The sequence below is a fragment of the Flavobacterium sp. PS2 genome, assembly GCF_046250155.1.
Taxonomy (GTDB): Bacteria; Bacteroidota; Bacteroidia; order Flavobacteriales; family Flavobacteriaceae; genus Flavobacterium.
In genome coordinates, this window is record NZ_CP176426.1 from 4,599,667 (window position 1) to 4,614,592 (window position 14,926).

Annotated in this window: 13 protein-coding genes; 2 read left to right on the forward strand and 11 right to left on the reverse strand. The window is 32.5% G+C overall.

The window, feature by feature from the left end:
* Positions 1 to 377: 377 nt before the first annotated feature.
* From ACJ6WR_RS19995 to ACJ6WR_RS20045, 11 genes are all read right to left on the reverse strand, one after another.
* A complete protein-coding gene (locus ACJ6WR_RS19995) occupies positions 378 to 1,550 on the reverse strand; it encodes an efflux RND transporter periplasmic adaptor subunit (RefSeq protein ID WP_409416255.1) in 1,173 nt (390 codons plus the stop codon).
* Positions 1,551 to 2,171: 621 nt separating this feature from the next.
* Positions 2,172 to 3,557: an ATP-binding protein gene (locus tag ACJ6WR_RS20000; protein ID WP_409416256.1), complete on the reverse strand. Its 1,386-nt coding sequence runs from the start codon at positions 3,555 to 3,557 to the stop codon at positions 2,172 to 2,174.
* Positions 3,554 to 4,234: a response regulator transcription factor gene (locus ACJ6WR_RS20005; protein WP_409416257.1), complete on the reverse strand. Its 681-nt coding sequence runs from the start codon at positions 4,232 to 4,234 to the stop codon at positions 3,554 to 3,556. Before ACJ6WR_RS20005 ends, ACJ6WR_RS20000 begins: the two co-directional genes overlap by 4 nt.
* 392 nt (positions 4,235 to 4,626) lie before the next feature.
* Positions 4,627 to 6,597 (reverse strand): cytochrome c biogenesis protein CcdA, encoded by a 1,971-nt coding sequence (locus tag ACJ6WR_RS20010; protein WP_409416258.1) that lies wholly within the window; start codon positions 6,595 to 6,597, stop codon positions 4,627 to 4,629.
* Positions 6,598 to 6,669: 72 nt separating this feature from the next.
* Positions 6,670 to 7,152: a TlpA disulfide reductase family protein gene (locus ACJ6WR_RS20015; protein WP_039119092.1), complete on the reverse strand. Its 483-nt coding sequence runs from the start codon at positions 7,150 to 7,152 to the stop codon at positions 6,670 to 6,672.
* Positions 7,153 to 7,306: 154 nt separating this feature from the next.
* Positions 7,307 to 7,666, reverse strand: coding sequence for a hypothetical protein (locus tag ACJ6WR_RS20020; RefSeq protein WP_409416259.1), 360 nt, complete (start codon positions 7,664 to 7,666; stop codon positions 7,307 to 7,309).
* Positions 7,667 to 8,058: 392 nt separating this feature from the next.
* Positions 8,059 to 8,865 (reverse strand): hypothetical protein, encoded by an 807-nt coding sequence (locus ACJ6WR_RS20025; protein WP_409416260.1) that lies wholly within the window; start codon positions 8,863 to 8,865, stop codon positions 8,059 to 8,061.
* A gap of 2 nt (positions 8,866 to 8,867) precedes the next feature.
* Positions 8,868 to 9,395, reverse strand: a complete 528-nt coding sequence (locus ACJ6WR_RS20030) for a heavy-metal-associated domain-containing protein (RefSeq protein WP_409416261.1) — start codon at positions 9,393 to 9,395, stop codon at positions 8,868 to 8,870.
* Position 9,396: 1 nt separating this feature from the next.
* Complete coding sequence (locus tag ACJ6WR_RS20035; RefSeq protein ID WP_409416262.1) at positions 9,397 to 9,885, reverse strand: TlpA family protein disulfide reductase; 489 nt, start codon at positions 9,883 to 9,885, stop codon at positions 9,397 to 9,399.
* 159 nt (positions 9,886 to 10,044) lie between these two features.
* Positions 10,045 to 10,407: a heavy-metal-associated domain-containing protein gene (locus tag ACJ6WR_RS20040; protein ID WP_409416263.1), complete on the reverse strand. Its 363-nt coding sequence runs from the start codon at positions 10,405 to 10,407 to the stop codon at positions 10,045 to 10,047.
* Positions 10,408 to 10,571: 164 nt separating this feature from the next.
* Positions 10,572 to 10,928 (reverse strand): hypothetical protein, encoded by a 357-nt coding sequence (locus tag ACJ6WR_RS20045; protein WP_409416264.1) that lies wholly within the window; start codon positions 10,926 to 10,928, stop codon positions 10,572 to 10,574.
* Positions 10,929 to 11,196: 268 nt separating this feature from the next.
* On the opposite strand from ACJ6WR_RS20045, the gene ACJ6WR_RS20050 reads away from it, so the two are divergent.
* Both ACJ6WR_RS20050 and ACJ6WR_RS20055 read left to right on the forward strand, forming a co-directional pair.
* The gene (locus tag ACJ6WR_RS20050; RefSeq protein WP_409416265.1) at positions 11,197 to 13,299 is read left to right on the forward strand and encodes a glycoside hydrolase family 97 protein; all 2,103 of its coding nucleotides are present in this window, start codon (positions 11,197 to 11,199) and stop codon (positions 13,297 to 13,299) included.
* 377 nt (positions 13,300 to 13,676) lie between these two features.
* The gene (locus ACJ6WR_RS20055) at positions 13,677 to 14,642 is read left to right on the forward strand and encodes a type I phosphomannose isomerase catalytic subunit (RefSeq protein WP_409416266.1); all 966 of its coding nucleotides are present in this window, start codon (positions 13,677 to 13,679) and stop codon (positions 14,640 to 14,642) included.
* The last annotated feature ends 284 nt before the right edge of the window (positions 14,643 to 14,926 follow it).

The window sequence follows — 14,926 nt, forward strand, 5'->3', positions numbered from 1 at the left end:
ACGCTGAGGAACTAAGGTTCTAAGGTGTCTTTTGTAGTTAATTTTTCGCCACAGATTAAAAGGATTAAAAGATTTTTTTACCATTAAGGAATTAAGTTCTATTAAGAGCAAAGCTTAATTTCTCTTAATATCTTAATGGTTAGTTTTTTTACCACAAACTTGTCTTTCTGACGTAGGAAGAATCTCCACCAGTAGCTCGACAAAGATTATGGAGTTTCTCACGAAGATTTCTCCTTCGTCGAAAAAAATATTTGGGATAAACTTTGCGAGCTTTGCGTAAACCTTTGCGCACTTTGCGGTTAATTTTTTCTGCAACTGATTAAAAAAGCTATTGTAAAGTTTAAGGTTCTGAGACTGAATACTAGTACTGAACACTTTTACTTCGCTTCAAGCAGATAAAAAGCACCTTCGCTTATAATTGTTTCATTAGGATTTAACCCGGATAGGATTGCTATTTTTCCTTTGCTGGAAATTCCAGTTTCTACATAGCGTCTGGCGTATTTTCCTTTGGTAATCTGTACAAGGACAAAACTTTTGTCATTAAATTGTAAGACAGCTTTAGCAGGAACAAACAAAGTATTTTCGGGAGTATCAATAAATTTTACAGTCACATACATACCCGGTTTTAGGGCATGGTCATTATTGGCACATTCTATTAATACTTGTACGCTTCGGGTGGCTTCGTCAACCATTTCATCGACATGGTATATTTTTCCTGTAATTTTTTTATCGGGATAGGAAGCAACCTGAATTTCGGCACCATCTAATTCGTGTATAAAACGAATATCTTTTTCTTTAACCTGTCCTGCTACCCATACCTTTTTTAAATCGGCAACTTTAGCTTTGGGCGTATCATCAGCTTTTATATATTGTCCCATTACGACTTCGTTTGTAATAATTTCTCCAGCAATAGGAGAGGTGATTACAAGTGGCTGACCAAAGACTAGTTTATTTACATTTACTCCAAATATTTTTAGGCTTGCAATTGCATTTTGATATTCTTTTTCGTTGACTTCAAAATTGGTTTCGGCTTCTTCTAAATCCTTTTGAGAACCAACTCCATTACTTTTTAAATCTTGTTGACGTTTTAATGAAAGCTTAGCAACCTGATAAGCTGATTTTGCCTGAAAGAAGTTCTTTTGAGCATCGATAAAATCAGGTGAAACCATCTCAAAAAGGGGTGTTCCAGCCTGAGTTTTCATTCCTAGTTTTAAATATACTTTAGTAACTCTGCCAGAAAATGGAGGAGCAATTTCGGCATAAAAATTAGGAATAGCTTTTACTGTACCTGCGGTTATTAGTTCTAATTGATAAGGCTCATTCTTGACCGTTTCAAGTTTTAATTTAGGTGCAATTGTCGATGTTGCAGGAACAATAATTGTATCACTTTTTAAAGAATAATTCTCATTTTCGGTTACAGCTTTTTTATCATTGCAAGCAGTGAAAAATGTGATTATCATGAAAAAAATTATAATATTCGGATATTCTAATTTTCTGTTTAAAGCTTTAATTATCTGGATTCTGCAGTTCTGGTTTCTTTTAGGAATCATAGTAGTTTTTATTAATATATTTTACGAATTGTATTAACAAGCAATAACAAGTCTGTATCTCTAATAAAGTTGAGACACAAGTCAGATTAAAGATTGAGTTAGGTGCATTTAATACTAATTTTTAATCAGCATTAAATTTTTTAAATGGAGTTTTAAAGAAGTTTTTTGACATGATTTTTTGATTTTAATTCGCTGCTGCGAAAAAGTCAATGACATATCTGCAGAAGCGAAATTTATAATTTTTGTTTACTGGGAGGAGGGATATCCATTTTGATATTATTGAATAAATTATTTTCCGTTTATAATGGTGCAAAAATAGAACAACCCCTGAAGAGGGGCCGTTAGAGATGTTTTAGAAAAAAATTAGAATTTTATTAGAAACCGTATCTTATAGTGGGACGCTGATGATACGGATTTACACATAGATGCTAAAAGATTAACGTCAAATAATGGAACACGGATGATGCGGATTTACAAAAGTAAAGACGCAGATAAAAACGGATTTTAAAAAAGCGATAGAAAGAAAATCAGTTTTTGTCCGTGTTTTCGCGATAGCGAATCTGTTTAATCCGCGTTCTTTTTTACGCACAGTTAGCCCAATATAATAAAGATAAAAGAGACTTAAACTGTAGTGTTTTTTATGTCATGGTAAAGCTCAACAGTAAATATAGTACCTGATTTTTTATCGGAAGTAACGGAGATCGTTCCTTTATGGAGTAAGATAATTTTTTGGGTTAAAGACAATCCAATACCATTACCATCTGCATAGATTTTATTTAATCCTCGGTAGAATGGCTTAAAAATATGTTTTAAATCCTCTTCCAGAATACCAATACCATTGTCGATAAATTGTAAAATAATCTTCTCTTTTTCGAGTGATACAATAACTTTGCTTTGTTTGGTTTCAGAGAATTTACAACCATTTTCAAATAGGTTTATAAATGCTACATTTAGTAAGTATTCGTTTCCATTAATCGAAATTTGATTGTCATCTTCAAAATCACTTTCAAAATGAATTGCAATATTATATGTAGGATTTGATTTTTGGACTTGTTGTCTGGCATCAAGTAAAATCTCATCGATGCGAACTTGTTTGAATGCAATTTCTGAAGGGTCATAATTTGCTTTGGCAAAGTCCAGCAAACTATTAGATAGTTTAGCTAGCTTTTTGGCATCTTGCAGGGTGTTAAGAATAACAACTTTATATTCGTCATTATTACGTTCTTTATGAGTTGATAGTTCTAGTTCTGCAATAATAGCCGAAAGAGGTGTTCGGAGTTCATGAGAAATATTAGAAACAAATTGTTTTTGAGAATCAAATGAGTTTTCTAAACGATTCAGCATTTTGTTAAAGGTCGTTGCTAGTTCAGAAATTTCGTCTTTACTTTCGTTTGTGTATAATCGTAAATCCAGATTTGTGGCTGAAATTGTTTTGGCTTTATCGGTCATTTTAACAATAGGTTCGAACGCTTTTTTTGAAAAAAAACGACCAATCATATAAAGCAGTAAAATAGATATTATGAAAACAATAATACAGGTTTTAAGCAAATTATTTAGCTTGATATACCCAAATCCATCGTAAGCCGCAGCAGTAACAATATATTCTTTTTCCTGAAATTTATATTTAATTCCAATTACTTGCCAATCGTTTAGATAAAATTGTATTTCGCTTTTTTTAGCGATTTCATCTATCATTGGTCTTGTTTCTTTTACAACATCAATGTCTACAGCATCATGATACAATAAATGAAATGAAGTTGTGTAAATGGCAACTTCTACTTCGTTTAATGTTTCCCTATTGTTTCTGTAAATGTTTTGTAATGTTTTACTATTTACTTTGGCATTAAAGAATAAATTGGCTTTTGTAATTGCCTCTTTTTTTAATAACGCATAAAATTCTTTCTCTCTATTTTCTCTAGCAGAAATAAGTATAATAGAAGCAAACACTAATAAGATAGTGGCTGTTATAAATGTAAATAATATGGTTAATCGAGTTCTGATTTTCATTCTGCTTTTAAAATAAATCCCATGCCAGATCGGGTATGAATGAGTTTTTTATCAAAATCTTTATCAATTTTTTTTCTCAGATAGTTTATATATACATCAATAAAATTGGTGCCTGTATCAAAATGGGTATCCCATACTTTTTCAGCAATTTCTGTTCGGGATAAAACACGCTCAGAATTTTGCAGCATATATTCCAAGAGTTTAAATTCTTTTGGAGTAAGGTTTATTGCAGTCTCATTTCTTATTATGCTTTTGGTTTGCAGATTCATTTCAAGATCGGCATATTTTAAGATAAATCCAGTATTATTTATGTTGTTATTACTACGTTTTAATAAAGCTCTTATTCGTACTAAAAGCTCTCTCATTTCAAAAGGTTTAGTTAGATAATCATCTGCTCCGGCATCAAAACCGTCTACTTTATCGTCGGTTGTGCCTAAAGCTGTCAGCATTATTATAGGTAAATCGGGTTTTACTAATCGTATTTCTTTACATAAATCAAGTCCGTCGAGTTTTGGCAAAATAATATCTGTTATAATCAAATCATACTGATTACTAAGGGCTAACTTTTTTCCTGAGCGACCATCGTAAGCGATTGTAGGTATAAATCCATGTTCTTCAAGTCCTCTTAGGATTAGTTCTGCTACTCTTTGGTTGTCTTCTATTACTAAAATATTCATCGTTATAAAGTTACTACTTCCTTTTTTAGATTAGCCTTCAAATATAAAAAATAAGATATTTTTTGTCTATGATGATTCTAGTAATGAAATTATTACAAAAAAGGCTATCCAAATTATTTTCGGATAGCCTTTTTTATTAAGTTGCAAAGGTTCTGAGTTTCTGAGATGCAAAGGTTCAAAGGTTCAAAGGTACAGAGATGCAAAGGTCCTGAGACTGTATACTTGTACTGAATACTTCTTTAGCCACAGATTAAAAGATTTTAATTTTTTAAAAACCCGTTTTTATCCGTGTTTTCGCGATAGCGAATCCGCGTCATCCGCGTTCCATCTTTAGGCACAGATTTTGAAACTTCGCGTACTTTGCGAACTTTTCGGTTAATATTTCCTAGAAACTATTTTTTAAATCCTTGAATTCCAGATTTCAACCATTGTTCATATTCAGTAATGTCTGGCGTATATCCAGTAGGTTTATTTAAGCTTTGTTCATTAGTATCTAATATAATGTAATACGGCTGAGCATTTGCTTTATAACAAGTAATCTGAAAATCACTCCATTTATTACCTATTGATTTTATCTTTTTGCCTGTTTCTTTCGATACATATTGTTCCTCAATAGGCAATTCTCTTTTGTCATCAACGTATAATGAAATCAATACAACTTCATTATTTAAGATTGATAAAATACGTGGATCAGACCAAACGTAATCTTCCATTTTTCGGCAATTTACACAAGCAAATCCTGTAAAATCTAAGAGAATTGGTTTGTTTACACTTTTGGCGTAGGCCAATCCTTTTTCATAATCGGTAAAAGCCATGATATCATGCGGACCTTTATGTGCTCCGTCTGGTAATGCTATTGCCGAAGCCGTTTGCTTGTTTGAGCCACCTACACCATAAGGAGATTCGCTATACGTCATAGGAGGAGGGAAGCCACTTATTAGTTTTAAAGGTGCGCCCCATAATCCCGGAATCATATAAATGGTAAATACCAATACAACTAATCCTATAGATAATCTTCCTACCGAAATAGAAGTTGTAGGGGAGTCATGTGGCAAGGTTATTTTTCCGAATAAGTAGAATGCCAACGTACCGAATATCGCTATCCAAATGGCTAAGAAAATTTCTCTTTCAAACCAATGTAATTGCAGAACCAAATCGGCATTTGATAAAAACTTAAACGCTAAAGCCAGTTCTAGAAAACCTAAAAATACTTTTACAGTATTCAACCATCCACCAGATTTTGGTAATGTATTTAACCAACCTGGGAACATAGCAAACAACATAAATGGTAATGCTAAAGCAGATGAAAAACCTAGCATTCCTACAATTGGAGCAATACCACCTTTAGATGCTGCTTCTACAAGTAAAGTTCCGATAATTGGTCCAGTACAAGAAAAAGAAACGATTGCTAGTGCCAATGCCATGAACACGATTCCTAATATTCCTCCTTTATCCGCTTGACGATCCACTTTATTAGCCCAGGAATTAGGTAACATGATTTCGAAAGCACCTAAAAAGGATAAAGCAAATACGACCAATAACACAAAGAAAATAACATTAAACCAAACGTTGGTAGATAATGCATTTAGAGCATCGGCACCAAATAGTAAAGTAATTACGCTTCCTAGAAATACATAAATCAAGATGATAGAAACTCCATATATAATAGCATTCTTAATTCCTTTGGCTTTGGTTTTACTTTGTTTTGTAAAGAAACTTACTGTCATTGGGATCATCGGGAATACACAAGGTGTAAGCAATGCTGCAAAACCAGATAAGAAAGCAATAAAGAAAATCATGTATAAACTAGAGTCAGATTTATCCGATTCTGGTTGCTTTTCTACTACAGTATTTACATCAACTTTGGTCGTTTTTTCGTTTGCAATATCAGCAGCTTGTATTTCTTTTGCCTCGAGCGTTTTAAGATTAAACTCAAAATATTTCGTTTCGCTAATACAGTTTTCTTTACAAACCTGATAAGCAAGTTCTACTTGTATTGTTTCTTTCTTAGGATTAATTTGTTTGACTAATTGAGTAAAAACTACTTTATCAGAAAAGAAGATTTCATCTACGCCAAAGATTTCATTAAAGGCACGTTTTGTTTCGCTTTCGGTTGCTTTTCCAACTAGTTCATAATTGTTTTTGTTATCATGAAAAAGGAATTCGGCAGGCAGCGGACCATCTTCGGGAGTGAATTGAGAATATACATGCCAGCCTGATTCGATAGCTCCTTTAAAAGAAAGAAAGAATTCGGTATCGGTTTTTTTCTCAATTGAAGCTTCCCATTTCACAGGATTTATAATCTGTGCCTGAACTTTGGCAAAAGCAAAAACCAGGAGTAATAAATATAAGATTTTCTTCATTTTATAAGTTTAATAAGAACGAGTTGTTCTGGTGATAATTTGATTTTTATATAGTGTTATATATTGATATAATTATTGTTTTTTGATTTGAGCAATAATTTGTGCTTCTGTTGGATTGATGGCAATTAATTTTCCTGAAGTATTAAAAAGATAGGTACTTGGTATTCCTTTTACTCCAAAGATTGCTACCGATTTTGCATCAAATCCTTTTGGATCTATTAATTGTGGGTGTTTCAGTTTGTCTTTCTCGATGGCTTGTAACCATTTTGCTTTCTCAATATCTACTGATATTCCAACAATTTCAAAATTTTGCCCTTTGTATTTGTCATATAGCTTCACCAAATCTTTGTTGGCTATTCGGCAATACGGACACCAAGATGCCCAAAATTCTACTAAAACTATTTTTCCTGTATAAGAATTTAGTTTGATTACTTTATTCTTATTATTCTGTAATTGGATATTTGGATATGCATCACCTTTCTTGATTTGTGCATTAACAGAAGTGACAGATAGTAATAAGGTTATTGCTATCAATATATTTTTTATTGAATTCATTGTTTTTGTAATTTTGAAAGAGTTAATTCCAAAGCACAGCAGAAAACATAACAAATACTGCTATATTCCCTGAATAGGATTGGATTTTTTTTAATGATTTACAGCTTTAATATGGTTTTGGATAAAACGCATTTATGGCTGTCGCAAAAGGAATCTAGCTTATTTTTGGCGGAAGCCAGATAGAACGGAAATCTGAAGAAATAAAGATTTCTGAATAATAATAGTTTTGCTTTCTTTCAGAAAAATTAAAAAATGAATGATTGTCTATTTGAAAAGAAATCATTGGTGAAAAATAACTACAGTAAACTACAGGACAATCTGCGGCACTTTCTATACAACCATTAGCACATCTGTGTTCTTTTGTTTTAAAGTCTGTTTCTTTACAAGCGGCTTTTAAGAATGTTTTGTTTTTAAAACATATCTTTTCTGTTTTAATTCCACGGGCAAAATTAAGCGTTGGTCCCAAAAAGAAACCAAACGTTATAATTAATAGTATGTAGAATTTTTTTGCCATAAGAAATACGAAAATAAAATTTAATTATCAGAAGGGTGTTAATTTTGATGTAAATGTTATGCGTTTAATCAGAAGGTTTTGTTCTGATGGTAATTACACTTTTATAGAAATAAACCTAACAAGTTTTTGAAACCTGTTAGGCTTGGAATGAGACCTTATTTTTTTGAGTAAAACGACCTTTTACACAGCTAAAAAGAGATCTCTATTTTATTTTTTTCTAACTTAAATTGTCTATAGAAGAACGCGGATTAAACGGATTCGCTAAGGCGAAAACACGGATTAAACGGATTTTTTAGATATTATTTTAAAAAATCCGTTTTTAATCCGCGGCTTTACTTTTGTAAATCCGTATCATCTGCGTTCCTTTCGCAAAGAGTTAGATAGAATTAAAATTATTTAGTTACGTTAAAAAAAGTATATTCCAGTTTTAAGAAAACACCATCAGATGCGGCACGTTGCATCGAGCTATACAATTCTTTTTTGTAAGCAAGGTCAATTCTCGCCTGACTGTTGATGATAAACTGAATTGATGGAACTACATCCATATATGATTTTCCGTTTTCGGTAATTGTTTGTCCCGTAAATTCCAACATTGCATTAATATTAGTTTGCTTATAACTCGTATATTTTTTTGGATACATTAATTTACCAACCGAAAACGTATAGTTTACAGCATTTTTTCCCAAAGCATCTGGAAAACTATAATCTGGGTTGTTAAGCGCACGCACATAACTTACAGATGAACTCAAGGCAACTTTATGAATTAACTGAGTTGCTACTAAACCTGCTTCGTAACCAGAATTTCCGTTGGCCAGGTCTATAGCTTCCTGATTAAAAAAGGAGTTATTATAACTGTATCTTCCAAAGGCAGCCATCCTAAAATGACTCTGTAAATCATCTACAGAAAAGAATCGGTATTTGGCATAAAAACCACCACCTTTAAGACCCAATCCGTTTTCTTGGTTACTTAAAAACGCTGAGGTACGAACCATCAGATTTTTATTAATTCCCCAAGTAACTTCAGGCGTTAAATTGTACATAGAACCACTTTCATGTTTGTTATCCATAAGTGATTGCCCAACACGAACCCCAATAGAACCCGCCGAAGCGTTACTAGCGGGTTCGGTTACTACAAATAATTCTTGGGCATCTATATTATATGAAATAAAAAATAGGAAGACTAATGATAGATATTTCATTTTTATAATGCTTTTAAGTAATATTCATCCTCATTTTCTGTAGCATAACCAGGATACTTAGAATATGATTTAACTAGTTTTTTGTACTCTTTTTGGGTTACAAAACCTTTATCCAGAACTCTGTATTTTGCTTCAGCATGAGCTACTGGGTTTTTAATATCGATGAAATTATAAGTAGCATCATCAACTTTTAAGGTTGTATTATCTTCGATTTTATCAGTATGAAATTTAGCTGTTAAAACCAGTGAACCTACGAAGAAACCAGCTTTTTCAACTGCTTTTTTTAATACTTTAGGTTGTAATGAATTATCTTTTTTAAAGTAAACCGTAAACGTATTTGTGTTTAAGTCTGTAGCGATACTATCTACTTCTGTAAAAGATTTTAATTGCTTGTTTATGGCATTAGAACACATAGAACAAGTTAATCCTGTTGCTATTATTTCGGCTTTAGTGATTTGAGAATAAGAATTTACACTTGTTATTACTGTTAAAAGTGCCGCGGCTATGAATTTTATATGTAAGGCTTTCATTTTATTTTTTGTTTTTTTTGATTTGAGCAATTATTTGCGCTTCAGTTGGGTTTATAGCAATCAGTTTTCCTGATGCATCAAAAAGATAGGTCGATGGCAAAGCATCAACTCCAAAAGTTACAGCCGTTTTAGCATCAAAACCTTTAGGGTCGATTAATTGCTGGTGCTTCATTTTATCTTTTTCAATCGCTTTTAACCATTTTGTTTTGTCGATGTCTATTGATATTCCAACAATCTCAAAGTTCTGACCTTTGTATTGGTCATATAGTTTTACCAATTTTTTATTAGCCATTCGGCAAGGAGCACACCAAGAAGCCCAAAAGTCTACTAAAACTGTTTTTCCTTTAAAAGAATTTAGTTTAACGATAGCATTCTTATTGTTTTGAAGCTGAACGTCTGGAAAAGAATCTCCTATTTTTATTTGTGCACTTGCTATAGAAACAGTCGCTACAAGGACGAATAATGTGATTATATTTTTTATTTTGAACATGATATTTTTTTTAATGTTTGTGTGTAGGCTAACCATGTAAGTAATGTAAGTTCATTTAAGAGAAGCATCTAAAACTTATATTTTCTTAAATGACTTATATGGTTCAATCTGCGCTCCATTTAGCATTACAGGCAAACATGGTTATTTAAATGATTAAGATTATTGCACCTTTTTTGGGCTTGCGTCTCTATCATATTGACAACATCCGTGTAGTTCATCATAAACTGTATTTGGTGCAGTAAATTTTTCATTATCATATCCTGCATCAGCAACACGTTTTAGTATAGTATCAAGATTAGTTTTCTTGTTATCGTAAGTAATAGTTGCCGTTTTAGTATTTTCATTCCAGTTTACTTTGGCTTCCTTATTTATGTTTGCTGCAGTTTCGATGGTTTTCTTGCACATACTGCAGTTACCATTGATTTTTACAGTTTCGGTAGATTTGTTTTTTATTTGCGCACTGGCGTAAGTAACTGATAGTAATAGAGTCATTACCATCAATAATTTTTTTATTGAGTTCATTGTATGTAATTTTTTTTGGATGGATTAATCCTAAAACATAACAGAAACTATAGCAAATACAGCTATTTCTGCGAATAGAATTGGGATTAAAAAATGTTTTTTTTGATTTAAAGCCTTAAAATGACTTTGAATGAGACAGACTTATGGCTGTCGGGAAATTAAATCTAGCTTATTTTAGGTGGAAGCCAGATAGAACGGAAATCTGAAGAAATAAAGATTTCAGAATAATAATAATTTTGCTTTCTTTCAGAAAAACTAAAAAGTGAATTGTTTTCTGTTTGAAAAAGTGCCATTGGCGAAAATCCACAGTTTGCACTTGTAGAACCACAAGAATTCCCTGAACAACTGTTATCGCAATTATGCTCTTTTTTATTAGAATGCTTTTTCTTGCAACAGTCTTTTGTTGTAGATTCTTTTTTGCAACATGACATTTCATTTTTTGTTCCATGCGCATAAGTAAGCGTTGGTCCCATAAGGAAACCAAGCGTAACGAGTAGCAATATGTAGAACTTTTTTGTCATAGTTGAGGGCAAAGATACTTTTTCTTGGCTGTCGTAGTTGTTAATTTTTTTATAAACCTTTTAGGTTGATTGATTTTTAGTACTTTTTAATACTTGCTTTTAGGTTTGTAATTATTTACAGTTTTTTGAATACTAACTAGATATATTCTCATATTCATGCGAGATTAATTATTTTATAATCATAATTTTTGTATTAAGTATGCAAGTATGACATTTTTTATTATGTTTGCTAAATCGATTTAGCAACTCATATAACTTTCTTAAAATTATGAAAAACATACTTTTTATCTGCTTTTTTACTTTTGTTTCAACTTCATTTATGAATGCTCAGGAACTTAAATCGCCCGATGGAAATTTGATTTTAGAGTTTCATTTAAATCCTGAAGGAACACCAATTTATTCTTTGAGTTATAAGAAAAAAGAAGTGATTAAGGAAAGTAAATTAGGCTTTATCATAAAATCTGATATCATGCTGAATAAAGGTTTCCAGATTGCTGACACCAAATTTCAGTCAGAAAACAGTACTTGGAAACCTGTTTTAGGGGAACAAAAAGAAATACAAAATCACTATAATGAATTAAAAGCGGAGCTTGTTCAAGAGAAAAGCAAACGAAAAATATCAATTTATTTCCGTTTGTTTAATGATGGATTAGGGTTTAGATATGAATTTCCTGTGCAAGATAACTTGCGCCACTTTATTATTCAGGAAGAAACAACCGAGTTTAACTTGACAGGAGATCATAAACTTTTTTGGATTCCGGGAGATTATGATACCAACGAATATAGTTATACAACTTCTAAAATATCCGAGATGCAATCTTTGGTATATAATGCAACTCATGTTTCTTTGGCAGCACAAACGACTATTAAAAATCTGGCTACACAAACACCTTTAATGATAAAGACCGATGCAGGACTTTATGTCAATATCCATGAAGCAGCTTTAAAAAATTATCCGGCAATGTGCCTTAATGTCGATGATAAAACCTATTCGCTGAGTTCACATCTTGTTCCTGACGCTTTAGGAAATAAAGGATATATTCAAACAGGAAGTTTTACGCCTTGGCGAACAATTGTTGTAAGTGATGATGCTAGAAATATTTTGGCTTCAAAGATGATATTGAACCTTAACGAGCCATGCAATTTTGAAGATACTTCTTGGATTAAACCAGTGAAATATATTGGTGTTTGGTGGGAATATTTTACAGGTGGAGGATCTACTTGGGCGTACTCAGATAATCAAGATGTTGTTATTGGTTCTACCGATTTCTCTAAATTAAAACCCAATAAAACCCATGGCGCAAATACGAAACATGTAAAAGAATATATAGATTTTGCTGCTGCAAACGGTTTCGATGCTGTTTTGGTCGAAGGTTGGAATGAAGGATGGGAAGATAATACGGCTTTTAAGAAAGAACGCATTTATAGTTTTACTAAAGCATATCCTGATTTTGATGTAAAAGATTTAAGCGACTATGCAAGTAAAAAGAACGTGAAGATTGTAATGCATCATGAAACCACATCTTCGACTGGCGAATATGAGCGACAATTAAATGACGCATTAAATTTTATGGTCGATAATAATTATAATGCGGTTAAGACAGGATATGTTGGACCAATTATTCCGAGAGGAGAGCATCATGATGGGCAACAAATGGTGAATCATTATACGTATGTTGCCAAAGAGGCTGCGAAGCATAAGATTATGGTAGATTCTCATGAGGCAGTTCGACCTACAGGTTTGCACCGAACTTATCCTAACTGGTTTGCTCAGGAATCGGCAAGAGGAACAGAGTTTGAAGCTATGGAAGGAATTCATCCAGATCATACTACAATCTTACCTTTTACTAGACTTATGGGAGGTCCAATGGATTATACACCTGGGATTTTTCAGGGAGATTTATCGGTTTATGGTTCCAAAAAGAATAAGTTAAGCACAACATTAGTAAAACAATTGGCATTGTATGTTACCATGTACAGTCCGTTGCAAATGGCTGCCGATTTACCCGAAAATTATATGCGTTTTCCAGATGCATTTCAGTTTATAAAAGATGTTGCACTAGATTGGGACGAAACATACATCCTCGAAGCCGAACCGGGAGATTATATTACCATTGCAAGAAAAACCAAAGGAAAACAAGAATGGTTTGTAGGCGGAATAACCGATGAAAATTCGCGTACGGCTATAATTGATTTTAGCTTTTTACCAACAGGAAAATCATTTACTGCAACGATTTACGAAGACGGAAAAACGGCAGATTATAAAACCAATCCGCAATCGTACAACATCCGAAAAGTTACTGTAAACAGTAAAACTAAACTAAAACAAAAATTAGCAGCAAGTGGTGGGGTGGCAATTTCCATAATGTAAGATGTGGAAAGTAGTAATGTGAGATGTGAGATGTGAGATGTAGAAATGGCACACGGATGACGCGGATTTTACGGATGAACACGGTTTTTTTGTTTTAATCTTTGATAAAAAAAACTGCTTAATCTGCCAAATCTGCGAGAGAAAAAGTTTAGCCACAGATTAAAAGGATTAAAAAGATTTTTGTTTCACGCAGATTGAGCAGATTTAAGTTAGATGAAAAATAATTTGAGAAAATTTGTGCAATTTGTGGTAAAAAGACAAAACAAAGTATTGTTTTAAAATCCGTTTTTATCCGTGTTTTCGCGATAGCGAATCCGCGTCATCCGCGTTCCCTTTTTGACAATCCAAAAAAAAATAATAATTAAAAAAAACATAAAATGAGCATAAAAATTTATCCTTTACAATTTGAACCAATCTTAAAAGAGAGAATTTGGGGTGGCGAAAAATTAAAAACAATTCTTAACAAACCTATCATTTCTAAAATTACAGGAGAGAGTTGGGAATTATCTACAGTAGAAGGAGATATAAGTGTTGTTGCCAATGGCGAATTAAAAGGAAAGTCATTAACAGATTTAATTGATGCATTGCCTAACGAAATTCTGGGAACAGATGTTTATAGTCGATTCGGGAATCAATTTCCATTATTGTTTAAATACCTAGATGCTCGCGAAGATTTATCGATACAAGTACATCCTAATGATCAGTTGGCAAAAGAGCGTCATAATTCATTTGGTAAAACCGAAATGTGGTATGTTATGCAAGCTGATACCGATGCAAGGATTATTGTAGGTTTTAAAGAAGATTCGAGTAAAGAAGAATATCTAGAGAATCTAAACAATAAAACGTTGGTTTCTATTCTTGATGATGTAAAAGCCAAAGCAGGCGATGTGTTTTTTCTGGAAACAGGAACAGTTCACGCTATTGGAGCAGGATTGGTTGTGGCTGAGATTCAGCAAACATCAGACATTACGTATCGTTTATATGATTTTGATAGAGAAGATGCTCAGGGAAATAAAAGAGAATTACATGTTGATTTAGCCTTAGATGCCATTAATTATAATAAAGTTGATACGTACAAGAAGTATAAAAAGACTGTAAATAAATCTAATGTAGTTGTAGATTGTCCATATTTTACAACAAATTATATTCCGCTAAACGGAGTAGTGAAAGTAAATAAAAAAGGAGATACTTTTACAGTCTATATGTGTATTGAAGGTATTTTTGAAATTAGATATGAAAATGTAACGTATCAATATAAAAAAGGAGATACAGTTTTAATTCCTGCAGCAATGGATGCTTATGTGTTAAATGGAGAAGCATCAATTTTGGAAGTTTTTATTTAGAGGTTCAAAGGTTCTGAGATGCTAAGGTTCAGAGGTTCAAAGAGACAAAGGTTCAGAGGGAAAATAGGGAAAGATATTAAAGAAATAAACTGTGATTAAACTTTGTAACTGCGACTGAACACTGCTACTGAACACTGCTACTGAATACTGTTACTGAGACTGTAAACTGAATACTGCTACTGAAGACTGACCACTAAGTAAATATGCTAATTAATCGGTAAACACTTATAATTGCTGATGATAATTCTTAGAAGTGTCTATAAAATAATGTTTTATTCAAAAAA

Excerpts from the sequence above, each read along its gene's own strand:
- ACJ6WR_RS19995 (WP_409416255.1), bottom strand. The coding sequence starts at position 1,550 with ATGATTCCTAAAAGAAACCAGAACTGCAGAATCCAGATAATTAAAGCT.
- ACJ6WR_RS20000 (WP_409416256.1), bottom strand. The coding sequence starts at position 3,557 with ATGAAAATCAGAACTCGATTAACCATATTATTTACATTTATAACAGCC.
- ACJ6WR_RS20005 (WP_409416257.1), bottom strand. The coding sequence starts at position 4,234 with ATGAATATTTTAGTAATAGAAGACAACCAAAGAGTAGCAGAACTAATC.
- ACJ6WR_RS20010 (WP_409416258.1), bottom strand. The coding sequence starts at position 6,597 with ATGAAGAAAATCTTATATTTATTACTCCTGGTTTTTGCTTTTGCCAAA.
- ACJ6WR_RS20015 (WP_039119092.1), bottom strand. The coding sequence starts at position 7,152 with ATGAATTCAATAAAAAATATATTGATAGCAATAACCTTATTACTATCT.
- ACJ6WR_RS20020 (WP_409416259.1), bottom strand. The coding sequence starts at position 7,666 with ATGGCAAAAAAATTCTACATACTATTAATTATAACGTTTGGTTTCTTT.
- ACJ6WR_RS20025 (WP_409416260.1), bottom strand. The coding sequence starts at position 8,865 with ATGAAATATCTATCATTAGTCTTCCTATTTTTTATTTCATATAATATA.
- ACJ6WR_RS20030 (WP_409416261.1), bottom strand. The coding sequence starts at position 9,395 with ATGAAAGCCTTACATATAAAATTCATAGCCGCGGCACTTTTAACAGTA.
- ACJ6WR_RS20035 (WP_409416262.1), bottom strand. The coding sequence starts at position 9,885 with ATGTTCAAAATAAAAAATATAATCACATTATTCGTCCTTGTAGCGACT.
- ACJ6WR_RS20040 (WP_409416263.1), bottom strand. The coding sequence starts at position 10,407 with ATGAACTCAATAAAAAAATTATTGATGGTAATGACTCTATTACTATCA.
- ACJ6WR_RS20045 (WP_409416264.1), bottom strand. The coding sequence starts at position 10,928 with ATGACAAAAAAGTTCTACATATTGCTACTCGTTACGCTTGGTTTCCTT.
- ACJ6WR_RS20050 (WP_409416265.1), top strand. The coding sequence starts at position 11,197 with ATGAAAAACATACTTTTTATCTGCTTTTTTACTTTTGTTTCAACTTCA.
- ACJ6WR_RS20055 (WP_409416266.1), top strand. The coding sequence starts at position 13,677 with ATGAGCATAAAAATTTATCCTTTACAATTTGAACCAATCTTAAAAGAG.